This window comes from Seohaeicola zhoushanensis (assembly GCF_014656415.1).
GTDB lineage: Bacteria > Pseudomonadota > Alphaproteobacteria > Rhodobacterales > Rhodobacteraceae > Seohaeicola_A > Seohaeicola_A zhoushanensis.
Genome location: NZ_BNCJ01000018.1, coordinates 27421 through 42037 on the forward strand (window position 1 = coordinate 27421; position 14617 = coordinate 42037).

The 14617-nt window shown below is 67.2% G+C and carries 13 protein-coding genes; 5 read left to right on the forward strand and 8 right to left on the reverse strand.

Going from position 1 to position 14617, the window contains the following annotated elements:
• Positions 1–36 precede the first annotated feature (36 nt).
• Together clpA and IE266_RS21060 are read left to right on the forward strand one after the other, a co-directional pair.
• Positions 37–2361, forward strand: coding sequence for an ATP-dependent Clp protease ATP-binding subunit ClpA (gene clpA, locus IE266_RS21055; protein ID WP_189682103.1), 2325 nt, complete (start codon positions 37–39; stop codon positions 2359–2361).
• On the forward strand, positions 2361–3314 hold the full coding sequence (locus IE266_RS21060; protein WP_308434616.1) for a M23 family metallopeptidase: 954 nt from the start codon (positions 2361–2363) through the stop codon (positions 3312–3314). The genes clpA and IE266_RS21060 overlap by 1 nt, the downstream gene beginning before the upstream one ends.
• Here IE266_RS21060 and IE266_RS21065 read toward each other — a convergent pair.
• The 8 genes from IE266_RS21065 to IE266_RS21100 all read right to left on the reverse strand — a co-directional run bounded on the left by IE266_RS21065 (position 3301) and on the right by IE266_RS21100 (position 11869).
• Positions 3301–3726 (reverse strand): DoxX family protein, encoded by a 426-nt coding sequence (locus IE266_RS21065; RefSeq protein WP_189682105.1) that lies wholly within the window; start codon positions 3724–3726, stop codon positions 3301–3303. The two genes, IE266_RS21060 and IE266_RS21065, sit on opposite strands and share 14 nt — an antisense overlap.
• Positions 3727–3845: 119 nt before the next feature.
• Positions 3846–5939 carry a peptidoglycan -binding protein gene (locus IE266_RS21070; protein WP_189682106.1) on the reverse strand — a complete coding sequence of 698 codons (2094 nt, stop codon included), beginning with the start codon at positions 5937–5939 and terminating at the stop codon, positions 3846–3848.
• 3 nt (positions 5940–5942) lie between these two features.
• A complete protein-coding gene (locus IE266_RS21075) occupies positions 5943–7133 on the reverse strand; it encodes a biopolymer transporter ExbB (protein ID WP_189682107.1) in 1191 nt (396 codons plus the stop codon).
• Between the two features lie 69 nt (positions 7134–7202).
• Positions 7203–7733, reverse strand: a complete 531-nt coding sequence (locus IE266_RS21080; RefSeq protein ID WP_189682154.1) for a gamma-glutamylcyclotransferase — start codon at positions 7731–7733, stop codon at positions 7203–7205.
• 38 nt (positions 7734–7771) lie between these two features.
• Positions 7772–8554, reverse strand: coding sequence for an extensin-like domain-containing protein (locus IE266_RS21085; RefSeq protein ID WP_229864361.1), 783 nt, complete (start codon positions 8552–8554; stop codon positions 7772–7774).
• A 107-nt stretch (positions 8555–8661) separates the two neighbouring features.
• A complete protein-coding gene (locus IE266_RS21090) occupies positions 8662–9585 on the reverse strand; it encodes a prephenate/arogenate dehydrogenase family protein (protein WP_189682109.1) in 924 nt (307 codons plus the stop codon).
• Positions 9585–10667 (reverse strand): histidinol-phosphate transaminase, encoded by a 1083-nt coding sequence (hisC, locus tag IE266_RS21095; RefSeq protein ID WP_189682110.1) that lies wholly within the window; start codon positions 10665–10667, stop codon positions 9585–9587. Before hisC ends, IE266_RS21090 begins: the two co-directional genes overlap by 1 nt.
• A 92-nt stretch (positions 10668–10759) precedes the next feature.
• Positions 10760–11869 carry an endonuclease/exonuclease/phosphatase family protein gene (locus IE266_RS21100; protein ID WP_189682111.1) on the reverse strand — a complete coding sequence of 370 codons (1110 nt, stop codon included), beginning with the start codon at positions 11867–11869 and terminating at the stop codon, positions 10760–10762.
• Positions 11870–12208: 339 nt separating this feature from the next.
• Between IE266_RS21100 and rplS the strand changes: the two genes are divergently transcribed.
• The 3 genes from rplS (at position 12209) to IE266_RS21115 (ending at position 14568) form a co-directional block, all read left to right on the forward strand.
• Complete coding sequence (rplS, locus tag IE266_RS21105; RefSeq protein WP_189682112.1) at positions 12209–12592, forward strand: 50S ribosomal protein L19; 384 nt, start codon at positions 12209–12211, stop codon at positions 12590–12592.
• Positions 12593–12603: 11 nt separating this feature from the next.
• Complete coding sequence (gene rpmE, locus IE266_RS21110) at positions 12604–12825, forward strand: 50S ribosomal protein L31 (protein ID WP_189682113.1); 222 nt, start codon at positions 12604–12606, stop codon at positions 12823–12825.
• Between the two features lie 138 nt (positions 12826–12963).
• On the forward strand, positions 12964–14568 hold the full coding sequence (locus tag IE266_RS21115; protein WP_189682114.1) for a tetratricopeptide repeat-containing sulfotransferase family protein: 1605 nt from the start codon (positions 12964–12966) through the stop codon (positions 14566–14568).
• Positions 14569–14617: the final 49 nt, after the last annotated feature.

Consider the following 14617-nt stretch of genomic DNA (forward strand, 5'->3'; position numbering starts at 1 on the left):
TGTTCCCTCCCCAGCCCTATAAGAGGAGCACGCATCGTGCCTTCATTCTCGAGCACCCTGGAAAGCGCGATTCACGCCGCACTGGCGCTGGCAAACGATCGTCGCCACGAATTCGCAACGCTTGAGCATCTGCTGCTGGCGCTGCTGGACGAACCCGACGCCATCCGGGTGATGAAGGCGTGCAATGTCGACCTGACCGAGTTGCGCGGCACGCTGGTGGAATTCATCGACGAGGACCTGTCGAACCTCGTCACCGACATCGACGGATCCGAGGCGGTACCGACCGCTGCCTTCCAGCGCGTCATCCAACGCGCAGCGATCCACGTGCAGTCCTCGGGCCGGACCGAAGTGACAGGCGCCAACGTGCTCGTCGCGATCTTCGCCGAGCGCGAGAGCAACGCCGCCTTCTTCCTGCAGGAGCAGGACATGACCCGCTATGACGCGGTCAACTTCATCGCGCATGGCGTGGCGAAGAACCCGGCCTATGGCGAGAACCGCCCGATCAGTGGCGCCTCGCAGGAGCCGGAGGAAAGCCACCAGGGCGTGACCGAGGGCGAACAGAAGGAAAGCGCGCTGTCGAAATACTGCGTCGACCTGAACGCCAAGTCGCGCGAGGGCGATATCGACCCGCTGATCGGCCGCGAGGCCGAGGTGGAGCGCTGCATCCAGGTGCTCTGCCGCCGGCGTAAGAACAACCCGCTGCTGGTAGGCGACCCCGGTGTCGGCAAGACCGCCATCGCCGAAGGGCTGGCCCGCAAGATCGTCGCGGGCGAGACGCCGGACGTGCTGGCCTCGACCACCATCTACTCGCTCGACATGGGCGCACTGCTGGCCGGCACCCGCTATCGGGGCGACTTCGAGGAGCGGCTGAAGGCCGTCATCAGCGAGCTGGAGCAGCACCGCGATGCGATCCTGTTCATCGACGAGATCCACACCGTGATCGGCGCTGGCGCGACCAGCGGCGGGGCGATGGATGCGTCGAACCTGCTGAAGCCCGCCCTGCAAGGCGGCAAGCTGCGCACAATGGGGTCGACCACCTACAAGGAATTCCGCCAGCACTTCGAGAAGGACCGCGCGCTGAGCCGCCGGTTCCAGAAGATCGACGTGAACGAGCCTTCGATCGATGACTCGGTGAAGATCCTCAAAGGGCTGAAGCCCTATTTCGAGGAACACCATGGCGTGCGCTATACCTCGGATGCGATCAAGACCGCGGTGGAACTGGCCGCGCGCTATATCCACGACCGCAAGCTGCCCGACAGCGCCATCGACGTGATCGACGAGGCCGGCGCGGCGCAGCACCTGGTGGTGGAGAGCAAGCGGCGCAAGACGCTGGGGACCAAGGAGATCGAGGCGGTGGTCGCCAAGATCGCCCGCATCCCGCCCAAGAACGTCAGCAAGGACGATGCCGAGGTGCTCAAGGACCTGGAAGGCTCGCTCAAGCGCGTCGTCTTCGGCCAGGACAACGCCATCGAGGCGCTGGCAAGCGCGATCAAGCTGGCCCGCGCCGGCCTGCGCGAGCCCGAGAAGCCGATCGGCAACTATCTCTTCGCCGGCCCCACCGGCGTCGGCAAGACCGAGGTGGCCAAACAGCTCGCCGATACGCTGGGCGTGGAACTTCTGCGCTTCGACATGTCGGAATACATGGAGAAGCACGCGGTCTCCCGCCTGATCGGCGCGCCTCCGGGCTATGTCGGGTTTGACCAGGGCGGCCTGCTGACCGACCGGGTCGACCAGCACCCGCATTGCGTGCTGCTGCTCGACGAGATCGAGAAGGCGCACCCGGATGTCTACAACATCCTGCTGCAGGTGATGGACCACGGCAAGCTGACCGACCACAACGGCCGGACGGTGGATTTCCGCAACGTCGTGCTGATCATGACCTCGAACGCGGGCGCCGCGGAACAGGCGAAGGAAGCCATCGGTTTCGGCCGTACCCGCCGCGAGGGCGAGGATACGGCGGCGATCGAGCGGACCTTCACGCCGGAATTCCGCAACCGTCTCGACGCGGTCATCACCTTCGCGCCGCTGCCGAAGGAAGTGATCCTGCAGGTGGTCGAGAAGTTCGTCCTGCAACTGGAGGCCCAGCTGATGGACCGCCATGTCTCGATCGAACTGACCCGGCCGGCGGCCGAATGGCTGGCCGACAAGGGCTATGACGACAAGATGGGCGCGCGCCCCCTCGCCCGCGTCATCCAGGAGAACATCAAGAAGCCGCTGGCGGAAGAACTGCTGTTCGGCAAGCTCGCGAAGGGCGGCAACGTCCGGGTGAGCGTGAAGGACGGCAAGCTCGACCTGCAGGTCGACGGGCCCGAGCATCCGCGCCTGTCGGGCAACAAGCCGCCGCTGCTGACCGCAGACTGATGTTGCGTGCGGCCATTGCCGCCATATCGCTCGCCGCGCCCGCCGCGGCGGGCGATTTCGTTCTGGGGCTGCCGATCGACTGCAGCCTGGGCGAAACCTGCCACGTGCAGAATTATTTCGACCGCGACCCCGGCCCCGGAATCCGCGATTTCCGCTGCGGCGGGCTGAGCTATGATGGCCACGACGGCACCGATTTCGCCCTGCCTACGCTGCGCGAGATGCGGGAAGGCGTGAACGCGCTGGCCGCAGCGCCGGGCGTGGTCAAGGCACTGCGCGATGGCGAGCCGGACCGGTTCTATTCCGAGGAGACCGCCGCCGGTACCGCCGGGCGCGAATGCGGCAACGGGGTCGTCGTCAGCCACGACGATGGCTGGGAGACCCAGTATTGCCACATGAAGCAGGGGTCTGTCGCGGTGACCACCGGCCAGCGCGTCGAACGGGGCGCGGTGCTGGGCCAGGTCGGCCTGTCGGGCATGACGCAATTCCCCCATGTCCATCTCTCGGTGCGCCGTGACGGGCAGAAGATCGACCCTTTCGACGCCGAAATGACCGAGAGTTGCGCCGCCGGCGAGCCGGACCTGTGGGAGCAGACCCCACCCTACCTGCCGGGAGGCCTGCTGGACGCGGGCTTTGCCGATGCCATCCCGGATTATGGTGATATCCGCATGGGTGTCGCGGCCACCGAGATCAAGCCGGGGTCGCCCCTGGTGCTCTTTGCCCTGGGCTATGGGTTCAAGTTGGGGGATGTGATCGAGCTGAACGTCGATGGCCCGGCCGGGCGGGTCGTCGAGCAGGCGATGACGCTGGAAAAGGACCAGGCCCAGGCCTTTCGCGCGGCCGGAAAGAAAAGCCCCGCCGGCGGCTGGCCGACGGGGCGGTATCTAGGAACCGTGCGCCTGACCCGCGAGGGCGAGACGCTGGGCGAGATCAGGCGCGAGATCAGCCTGCGCTGACCGAACGGTTGTCGAGCGAGAAGGCCCCGGCGCCGAGCGCGACGATCATGCCCATGCCACCACCGATCGAGACGTTCTTGAGGAAGGAGATGAACTGCATCTGCGCTTCCATGCCTTCCATGCCGAAGCTCGGGACCAGGTGGAACAGGATACCCGAGACCACCGAGAAACCGCCGAGCAGGAAGGCGGCAAAGCGAGCATTCCAGCCGAGGATCAGCGCCACCGCGCCAAGGACTTCGACGGCGATCACCAGCGGCAGAAGGCCGCCGGGCACGCCCATCATCTCCATGTAGCCCTGGGTGCCGGTATAGCCCGAGATCTTGCCGAGGCCGGAAATGAGAAAGATCGCCGCGAGCAGCAGGCGCCCCACCGGCGCGGCGAGGGTTTGGATGGTCGAGACGAGAGAGGTCATTTTTGACTCCTGGATGCGGGTGCCGGACATCGGCGCTGGCAGAGAGATAGCAGAAGCCGTTCCAGGTCGGCAGGCCGATGGCCAAACGGGATCTGTGCGAATTCGCGCAGAACGCGGGGCTATTTCTCGGTCAGCTTGATCTCGATGCGGCGGTTCTGTGCGCGCGCCTCGGGCGTGTCGGCCGGGTTGATCGGCTGGTATTCCCCAAAACCGTTCGCGGCGAGCCGGTCGGGCGGCAGGCCAAGCGAGGAGATCATGAACTTGACCACGGAAAGCGCGCGGCCCTGGCTCAGTTCCCAGTTGTCGGAATACTTGCCGGCCCCGCCCAGCGGCGTGTTGTCGGTATGGCCGTCGACCCGGATCACCCAGTTGATCTCGGGCGGGATCTCGGTGGCGACGGCGCGCAGGATCCGCGCGACCTTGGCGATCTCGGTTTCACCCTCGGGCGAGAGGCTGGCCGAACCCGGCGGGAACAGCACCTCGGAGGAGAAGACGAAGCGGTCACCCTCGATCCGCACGCCTTCCTGCCCGCCGAGCACGTCGCGCAAGCGGCCGAAGAAGTCGGAGCGGTATTTCTCCAGATCCTTGGCCTGGGTCTGGGCGGTCAGCGCGGCAAGTCGGGCCTCCTCTGCCTCTTGCGCCAGTTGCTTCGCCTCTTCTTCAAGCCGCTTGCGCTCGGCCTCTTCCAGCATCCGGCGGCGGCGCTCTTCCGAGGCGGCGCGGGCCAGCGCGGCGTTGAGATCGGTGCCGAGGTTCTGGATCTGCACCTTGGCCGCAGCGTCGCGTTCCGTGTAATCGTCGAGCAGCGCCTGCAACTGGCCAAGCTGGGTGCGCAGGGCCGCTACCTGCTGGTTCAGCAGGGTGGCCTCGCGGCGGGCCTGTTCCGATTTCAGCTCTTGTTCGGACAGGGTCTTGTGCGCCTGTTCCAGCAGCGCGGCGCGGCGTTGGGCCTCGTCCTGGCGCTCGACCGCCTGGGATTCGGCCTGTTTCTGGGCATCCAGCGCGGCCAGCAGCCGGGCGCGCAGCACCTCCTCGTCGCCGGCGGCGGCCTGGGCCTTTTCCAGCGCGTCGAGTGCCGCCAGTAACCGCGCTTCGACCGTGGCCCGGTCCTCGGCACTGGCACTCGCCGCCGCGGTTGCCGCCTGCAACTCCTTCTGCGCCTGGGCCAGCTGCGCCTCGAGCGTGGCAATCCGCGTGGCGGCGTCGCCCCTGGTCTCGTCCAGCGCCGCCTGCGCCGCGTCTGACCGGGCGCGGGCCTCGGCCAGTTCCGCCTCGCGCGCCTCGACCTGCGCCAGCACACGGGTCAACCGTTCGGCCAGCGCGTCGCGGTCCTGCGCCTGGGCATTGGCGGCGTCGATCCGGTCGAGCGCCTCGGTCAGCTGGGCGTCGAGCTCTTTCTTCACCGCCTCTGCAGCGGCGAGCAGGGTCAGGGTGTCCTCGGCCTCCTGGCGCTGCTTCTCCAGCGCGAGGGTCATGGCGGTCAGCTCGGCATCGGCGTTTTCAAGCCGCTTGCGCAGGGCCTCGGCAGCGGCGGCCTCGGTCAGGCGGGCGGCTTCCTCGGCCGAGAGCTTCTGTTCCAGCGCGCTCAGCTGGCCGGCCTGCGCGGCGGTGTCGCGCCTGAGATCGGCAACCAGCGCCTCGAGCGCCTCGCGCTTGGCGGCGTCGAGGCGGGCGGCCTCGGTCTGGGCGTCGATCTCGCTGCGGCTTTGCGCCAGCGCGGCGTTCAGCGCGTCGCGTTCTGACAGCAGGTCGCCCCGTTCGCGCTCCAGCCCGGCGATGTTTTCCAGCGCCTTGTCGCGGCTGGCGATCAGCGTGGCGACCTGCGCCTCGAAGGCGGTGATCTGAGCCTGGGCCTGCGACAGCGCGGCATCCTGCGCCTCGGTCCGGGCGGTGAGCGAGGCGACCAGCGCCTGGGCCGCGTCCAGATCGCTCTGCGTCTGGCCCAGCGTGGCGTTCAGTGCGCCCATGCGGGCCTGCAGCTGTTTCGACTTCCGCTCTTCCAGGCCCAGCGCATTGGCCAGGGCGGCGATCTCGTCCGAAAGCTGGTGCAGCTCGGTCTCCTGCCCCGAGATCGTCTCGCGCAGGACGAACTGGACGATCATGAAGATCGTCAGCACGAACATCAGCACCAGCAGCAGCCCGGTCATCGCGTCGACGAAACCGGGCCAGATATTGCCCTGGAAGCGGTTGCCGGTGCGACGCGAGAGGGCCATGCGCTACTCCTGCTCCTCCGGGCGTGCCCGCACCGGGCGGACCACGTCGCGCGGCCGGGCCAGCGCCTTGACCAGCAGGTCGATATCCTTGCGCAGCTCGGCCATGCTCTCCTGCCGGCCGGCGGAGATTTCCTCGAGGATACGCAGCATCTGCACGTCGATCGAGCGCAGCCGCATCCGGCTTTCGGCATCCATCCCCTCGCCCGGGCCCTGGGCGCGCATCAGCTCGATCAGGGTCTCCTGCCCGATGGCGACCCGGTCGAGCGCGGTGGCAATGGTCTCGTTCTGCTCCTGCCTGTCATTCATCACCGAGATGACGTCGATCAGGTCCGAGAGCTTGCGGTCAACCACCGCGCGCCCGGCGTCGGACTGGGTGAACATCTGCTGCAGGGCTTCCATCTGCTCGGCCATGTTGTCCATGACGCCCGAGATGGCATTGCTGTCAACGCCGCCCTCCTCGCCCGAGGAGAACCCGACGCGGGTGATCGAGGACAGCCATTCCTCGAGTTCGCGGTAGAAGCGGTTCTGGCCATGGCCGGCGAAAAGTTCGAGCATCCCGACAAGCAGGGAACCGGCAAGGCCAAGCAGCGACGAGGAAAATGCCGTGCCCATGCCGCCAAGTTGCGCCTCCAGCCCGCTCATCAGGCGGTTGAAGACGGCGAGACCCTCTTCCCCTTCCTGCGGGGCGAGGCTGCGGATGGTGTCGACCACCGCCGGAACGGTGGTGGCGAGGCCGTAGAAGGTGCCGAGCAGGCCGAGGAAGATCAGCAGGCTGCCGATATAGCGGGTGATCTCGCGCGCCTCGTCGATCCGGGTGGCGACGGAATCGAGGATCGAGCGGGTCGAGGAGGACGACAGCTGCATCCGCGCCCCGCGCGAGCGCAGCAGCGAGGCCAGCGGTGCGAGCAGGCGGGTCGGCCGGTTGACCGTCTCGCTCTCGTCATTGGCAAAGCCTTCGATCCAGCGCACCGAACCCATCAGCTGGAACACCTGCCAGAAGCAGGAGACCACGCCGACAAGGAAGACGATGCCGATGAAACCGTTCAGCCAGAGGTTCGACAGGAAGACCGGCAGCACGAATGGCAGCGCCAGAACCGCCCCGGCAGAGGCAAGGCCGGCGACGATGATCATGGACAGCAACTGCTGGAAAGGCTGCGAGAATTGCGGCCTGGTCTTGCTGTCTGTCGGCGCCATGCGCTGGGCTCCCGGCACGTTTCTGCTCGTGCCCGAGTCTATAGAGTTAAGCGATGGAACGCCAAGGCTTTATGCCATCAGGCGGCGTACCCGCTCGGCCAGCCATTCGAGGTCTTCATCGGGCAGACCGAGGGTGGCGAGATGGTCGGTGGTGTTGAACAGGTATTCGTGGTTGGGCCCCCGCCCGCCAACCGCGCGCGCGATGATCTGCGCCTGGGTTTCGAGGTCGAGTCCGCCGCAATACTGCACATGCGCGGGGTCGATCACATAGGTCACGGCGGTCACGGTGCGGCCATCGTCGAGCCGCACGTCGAGGTTCTTTTCCAGGTAGGCCGAAGAGATCAGCTCGCGGTCGCGCAGATAGCCGATGGTCTCGCCCTCCAGCCCCGGCGGGACGGCCATCGCCACGCCCACGCATTGCGCGCCCTCAACGGCGTCGAGCGCGAGGACGAGGCCTGGCTCTTCCTCGGTGCCGCGATGGTGGATCGAGCGCATGCAGAACGAGCGGTGATAGCCGTCGAGCGTGGCCATCGCGCGGTCGGCCACTTCGAAACCTGGGTTCCACAACAGCGAGCCATAGGCAAAGACCCACATCGTCACGGCATCATCTTCCCTGCAATCACTCATGATACAATGCTTTACCGGCAATATGCTCCGGTCCGGTAGCGGGCCGTGTCAAGATGGAAGTGATTGGCATGGTAGCGGTCCGACCCCGGCCCCAGCACTGTGCCGAAAATTCCGCAGGCCGCGCGGCGGGCGGCGCCGAGCGGGCCGCTGTTGGAGTAATCCTTGAGCACCGAGAGCGTCTTGCCCGACTTCAGCACGAAGCCGGAGATGTCGACGGCATTGCCCTTGGAGTGCTCGGAGAGGCGCGCACCCTTCACGTTGTTGCGACTGCGGCAGGCATAGTGGGCCGCGACCTGCAATTGCACGACCTGATCGCGCTTGCGGAACGAGGGCTGGACGCCGCGGACCACCCAGGTCTTGAGTGCGGCGGCAGTGGGGCAGTTCATCAGCGCGGGCTGGCTCAGCGAGATGCCGGCGACCGAGCGGATCCTTACCGCGTCCTCGATCCCGCAACTGCCGTTGGGGGACGAGACCTTGCCGACCGGTTCGCCGATGATCTCGACATCGCCACAGACCGCGCCCTTGCGTCTCAGCTCGCGCTTGCTGGCCGGGGCCTTGGCCGTCGCCTGAACGCGCGCGGGGGCCTGCGAGGCAGAGGCGGAGGCAGTCACCGTGCCGAGCCCCTCGGGGCGCGGATGGGGACGGATGGACGGCGCCGTGGCGGTCGACGAGGCTACCTCGGGGGTAGTTTGCGGGTCGGCCGTGGCCGGCGCAATCTCGGGGGAGGCTGGCGTTACCGTCACTTCGGGGCGGGCTTGCGGACGCTTTGCCGGGGCGGCCGGGGCAGTGGGCACTGCAGCTGCCTGACCCGGCAGCTGCGGCGGTCGCAGAGAGGTGTCGGGCGCCTTCGCGGCGGCGGGCAGGGTGGCCAGCGCCAGGGATATGGCCGCCAGCCAGCGCCTCATTTCTGGCCCGAGGGCCCGCGCCCGAAGTTCGGCGCGGCGGTGTCCTGGCCGGCCTGGATGATGCCACGCCGGATCGCCCGCGTGCGGGTGAAATAATCGAACAGGTGCTGCCCGTCGCCGGTGCGGATCGCCCGTTGCAGCGCGAAGAGTTCCTCGGTGAAGCGTCCGAGGATTTCCAGCGTCGCCTCCTTGTTGGTCAGGAAGACGTCACGCCACATCGTCGGATCGCTTGCAGCGATCCGGGTGAAGTCACGGAAACCCGCGGCCGAATACTTGATGACCTCGCTGTCGGTGACGCGGCGCAGGTCGTCGGCCACGCCCACCATCGTATAGGCGATCAGGTGCGGCGTGTGGCTGGTCACCGCCAGCACCAGGTCATGGTGGTCGGCATCCATCAGGTCTACATTGGCGCCCAGCCGCTCCCAGAAGCTGCGCAGGTCGCCGACCACCTCGTCGGGGGCCGAACCGGGGATCAGCAGCGTCCAGCGATTGTCGAAGAGTTCGGCAAAGCCGCTTTCAGGGCCGGAATGCTCGGTCCCGGCCAGCGGGTGGCCCGGCACGAAGAAGACGCCCTCGGGCAGATGCGGCGTAACCGAGCGGATCACGTCGCCCTTGACCGAGCCGACATCGGTGACGGTGCAGCCGGGCTTGAGGTGCGGCGCGATCTCTTCCATCACCGGACCCATCGCACCGACCGGCACGCAGAGGATGACCAGGTCGGCATCCTTCACCGCCTCGGCCATGCTGTCGCAGACCCGGTCGCAGAGGCCGATGCGGCGCGCGGTCTCGCGGGTGGCCTCGGTGCGGGCATAGCCCGTCACCTCGCCGGCGAGATTGCCGTCGCGCTTCATTGCCCAGAACATCGACGAGGCGATAAGCCCCAGGCCGATCAGGGCGACGCGGTCATAGATCCGCTCCATCAGCGCACCCCCTTGAACGCGGCCAGGACCGCGATGATGCGCCGACAGGCGGCCTCGTCGCCCACGGTAATCCGAAGGCCCTCGGGAAGACCGTAGCCCGTGACCCGGCGCACGATGATCCCGTCGGCTTTGAGCGCGGCATCGGCGGCGCCGGCTTCCTCGGCATCGGCAAAGCGGGCCAGCACGAAGTTCGCGTGGCTCTCGTCGCAGCCGACACCCATCTGGCGCAGCGCATCGGTGAGCCAGCTGCGCCAGCGGGCGTTCTCCTCGCGGCAACGGGTCGTGAACTCGACGTCGCGGATCGCTGCTTCGGCCGCGGCCATCTGGCCCTGGCTCAGGTTGAACGGCTGGCGCAGGCGGTTGAGCACGTCGATCACCTCGCGCCGGGCATAGCCCCAGCCGATCCGCAGCCCGCCAAGGCCGTGGATCTTCGAGAAGGTCCGCGTCATGATCACGTTGTCATGCGCCTCGACCAGCCCGGCGCCGCCGTCGAACCCGTCGACGAACTCGGCATAGGCGCCATCGTGGACCAGCAACGCGCGGCCCTTCAGGCCGGCGGCCAGACGGTCGAGATCCGCTTCCGATACCATGGTCCCGGTCGGGTTGGCCGGGTTGGCCAGGAAGACGATGCGGGTCTTGTCGGTCACCGCCGCGAGGATGGCATCGACGTCGATGCAGCGTTCCCGTTCGCCCACGGTGACCGGGGTCGCCCCAACCGCATGGGCCAGGATCGGATACATCGAGAAGCCGTGCTCGGTGGTGATGATCTCGTCGCCCGTCCCGGCATAGGCCTGGGCGATGAACTGCAGCACCTCGTCCGAGCCGACGCCGCAGACGATGCGGTCGGGGTCGAGGCCATGGATCTCGCCGATGGCACGGCGCAGGGCGCCGTGATCGGTGTTGGGATAGCGGTGCAGGTCGGCGGCGGCGGCCAGGTAGGCGGCGCGGGCCTTGTCCGAGCACCCGTAGGGGTTCTCGTTCGACGACAGTTTCAGCACATCCGCGCGACCCGCGATCGCGCTTTCGCCGCTGACATACAGCGCGATGTCCATGATCCCCGGTTGCGGTGCGATCCCGGCCATTATGTCCCCCAGATGGTTCCGGCGGGTTCTATGACTCTCAGCGAGGCATGGCCAGAGGGAAAAGCCACGCCACGCAGCGCTTCGCCGCCGGGTCACGGGGCGAGGAAACGCGCGAGATAGTCGTCGGAATAGTCGATTTCGATCTCGATCCAGATCGGCAGGTGGTCGGACATCTCGTAGGTGGTCCAGCTGCGATAGCTCTTCTCGAAATGGGCGTAGGGCGGACGGCCATGCCTGGCGCGCTCGGCCACGGTGACAGGCAGGTAATGGGCGATCTGCTCGGCGTCGGTCAGGCGGCGTTGCGGCATGGCCGCTTCGGCCGCTGTCTGCGCCGGAAAGTCGCGGTCGGGCCACGGCCCGAAGACCGATCGGCGCCAGTCGAAGACGCCGTGGCGCAGCAACCGGGTCTTGCGCTCGGCCTTGCCCTTCACGGTGAAGGCGATCTGGTCGAAGAACTTGTCACCGCCCAGGTTGGTCGCGGGAAAGGCGGGCACCACCATCTCGCTTGCGGTCAGGGCCGCCATGATCGGTCCGTCGCGGGTGTCGATGTTGAGATCGCCCAGCAGCACGTAGACCTGGTCCTCGTCCTTCGCGCGGTCGACCAGCACACGTGTTATCGCGCGGATCTCCTGCGCCCTGAGCTCCTTTTCCGCCGCGCTCTCGCCGCCGAAGATGATATGCGCGGAACAGAGCGCGAAGCGGAACCAGCCCGCCTGGAAAGCCGCGAAGAAGGGCGAGCGGGCGATCTGTTCGCCCGCGATCAGATCCTCGCTCGGGAGGACGATCTCGCCGATCAGGTTGCGGAAGATCACCTTGTCGGTGTTGTAGAGGAAGGCCATTCGCTCGGAATTGCCACCCTTGTGGGTCGAGACGTCCGAGACGAAGTATTCCCATTGCGGCCCCAGCAGGCGCACCAGCCGCTGCAACGGGGCAAGGTCACTCTTGATCTCCTGCACCGCGCAGATGTCGAAGCTGTTCACGATCTCGGCGATGTAGTGGTAGCTCTCGTCGAGCCGGGGCAGCCCGTCGTCGAAGGCCCGGATGTTCCACGAGCCGATGATCAGCGAATTGGCCCGCCGGTTGCGCAGCACCTGGTCGTGCAGGTCACGCCGAAGGGCAAGCAGCCGGGCCGCAACCCAGGCCGCCTTGCCGGAATAGGCGGGGTCGTTCTCGTAGGATTTCAATCCGTGGTAGAAGGCCATATGACGTCCTCGCACTGCGCCCCCGCCACGACAGGATGGCAGCCCAGACGCGCCCTGTCGATCCGCCTGCGGGCAGGGTATTCCGGGCTTGATCCGCGCGGGACTTTCCCTTACACGACCGCAATCCCGGAATCGCTCGCGCGGCTCTGGGTGCTTCGTATTGGCAATCACGCGGGCGCCCGGCTTTCTTCGGCCGAACCGGACCGCGGCCAGGACGAAGGCACAACGGAACCGACGAACGATCTCCGGCGGGCGCTGCGGCGGACCCGGTTGAAGACCAGGAGCTCTCGGGCGCGCACACTCTGCGGGGCAACCGCAGGCTTATTGGAGACTTTAGCGATGAACCTGATCGCACAGATCGAGGCGGAACAGATCGCCTCGCTGGGGAAAACGATCCCCGACTTCCGCGCCGGCGACACCATCCGCGTCGGCTACAAAGTGACCGAAGGCACCCGCAGCCGCGTCCAGATGTATGAAGGCGTCTGCATCTCGCGCAAGGGCGGCGGCATCGGCGCCTCGTTCACCGTTCGCAAGATTTCCTTCGGCGAAGGCGTGGAACGCGTGTTCCCGCTCTACTCGACCAACATCGACAGCATCGAAGTGGTCCGCCGTGGCCGCGTCCGCCGCGCCAAGCTGTACTACCTGCGCTCGCGTCAGGGCAAATCGGCCCGGATCGCCGAGAACACCAACTACAAAGAGCTGTCTTCGTCGGCCGAAGCGTAAGGAACAGAGTCATGAAACAAGGCATTCACCCCGAATACCACGTCATCGACGTCAAGCTGGTCGATGGCACCGTGGTCCAGATGAAATCGACCTGGGGCAAGGAAGGCGACCAGATGTCGCTGGATATCGACCCCTCGGTGCACCCGGCCTGGACCGGCGGCGGCACCCGCCTGCTGGACACCGGCGGCCGCGTGTCGAAGTTCAAGAGCAAATACGCCGGCCTCGGGTTCTGATCCATCGCCGCAGCGTTACGCCGACGCCGCCCCCAGGGCGGCGTTTGTCGTTTCAGGGGTCGGTATCGGGCTGGAAGTGACCAAATAGAAACGAATTGACGGCATGGTCCGGGGCTCAAGCAACAGTCCGGAGTCAACATGCCACAAGCCCTGTCCGTCACCCAGGCCCTGAACCGCGCAAGCAAGGCAATCAAGACCGGCGAGGTCGAGGTCGCCGAAGATCTCTACCTCAAGGTGCTCGAACGGTTTCCGGCCAACCGGCGGGCGCAGGCGGGGCTGCTCACGCTCTGTCAGGGCAGCGCGACCGAGATGGCGCAAAGCGCGCGAGAGATGCAGGCCAGGGGCAATCTCTACGCCGCCGAGAAGCGGTGGAGCTTTGCGGTCTGCCGCTCGCCCGAGACCGCGGGGCTGGGGGTCGGGCTGGCGCTCTGCCGGCTGGAGATGGGCCAGGCGGCGGCGGCGCTGGACGCGGTCGACAAGGTGCTGGAGGCCTGCCCCGACGATGCCCGCGCGCTGGATACGCGCGGCCGCGCGCTGCGCGACCTGGGGCGGATGGAGGAGGCAGAAGCCTGCCACCGGGCCGCCCTGCGCGGCGGCATCGAAGATACCGGCCCGCTCAACCACCTTGGCATTCTTGCCCAGGCACGCGGTGAACGCGCGGCGGCGGCCGAGTTCTATCGCCGGGCCATTGCGCTGCGCCCCGAGGTGCCGGACCTGCATCACAACCTCTCGCACGTGCACCGCTATGCCGAGGGCGACGCGCATATCGCGCAGATGGAGCGGCTGCTGTCACGGGTCGCGCCGAACGATCCGGGCCAGGCGCCGCTGCATTTCGCGCTGTTCAAGGCCTTCGACGATCTCGACCAGCTCGACCTGGCGTTTCATCACCTGGTCCGGGGCAACCGGATGAAACAGGCTGCGCTGGGCTATGAGGTGCGCCATGACGCGCTGCGCTTCGCCCATGTCAAATCGCTGTTCGCGGCCCCGGTGGAGGAGGTCGTGGCCGAGAGCCCCCTGCCCGTGCGCCCGATCTTCGTGGTGGGGCTGCCGCGTTCGGGGACGACGCTGGTGGAGCAGGTGCTGGCGCAGGCGCCGGGCACCCAGGGCTGCGGCGAGCTTTCGGTGATCGCCCGCGCCGCAGCGCGGCTGCTGCGCGGCTTGCAGGAAGACAAGCGGGCGGCGCTGGAGCCGCAGGATCTGAGCAGGATGCGCACCGAGATTGCCGAGGGGCTGGCACGCTATTCCAACGGCGCGCCGGTGATGATCGACAAGATGCCGCTGAACTTCCGCTGGCTCGGCTTCATCGCCGCCGCCCTGCCCGAGGCGCGGATCGTGCACGTGGTGCGCGACCCGATGTCGGTGGCCTGGTCGCTGTTCCGTCATGCCTTCGCCGGTCGCGGCAACGGCTTTGCCTACAGCATCGGCGGGATCACCGCCTATATGCTGCTGCACCGTGACCTGATGGCCTACTGGCAACGCCGCCTGCCGAGGAAGATCGCGACGCTCGACTATGACGCGATGGTGCGTGACCCCGACCCCGAGCTACGCGCGCTTGTCGCCGCCTGCGGGCTGGAGTGGCACGATGACTGTCTCAGCCCGCACCGTTCGGGCAGCGCGGTTCTGACCGCCAGCGCAGCGCAGGTGCGCCAGCCGATCCATGACACCTCGAACGCCGCATGGCTCCGCTACGAGACCCAGATGGAGCCGCTGCGGGCGGCGCTGGCGCAGGCCGGGTTGCTTTGAGCACACGCGAGGAAATCTCCTGTGCACAACCTCTGATGGGCGCTTTTCA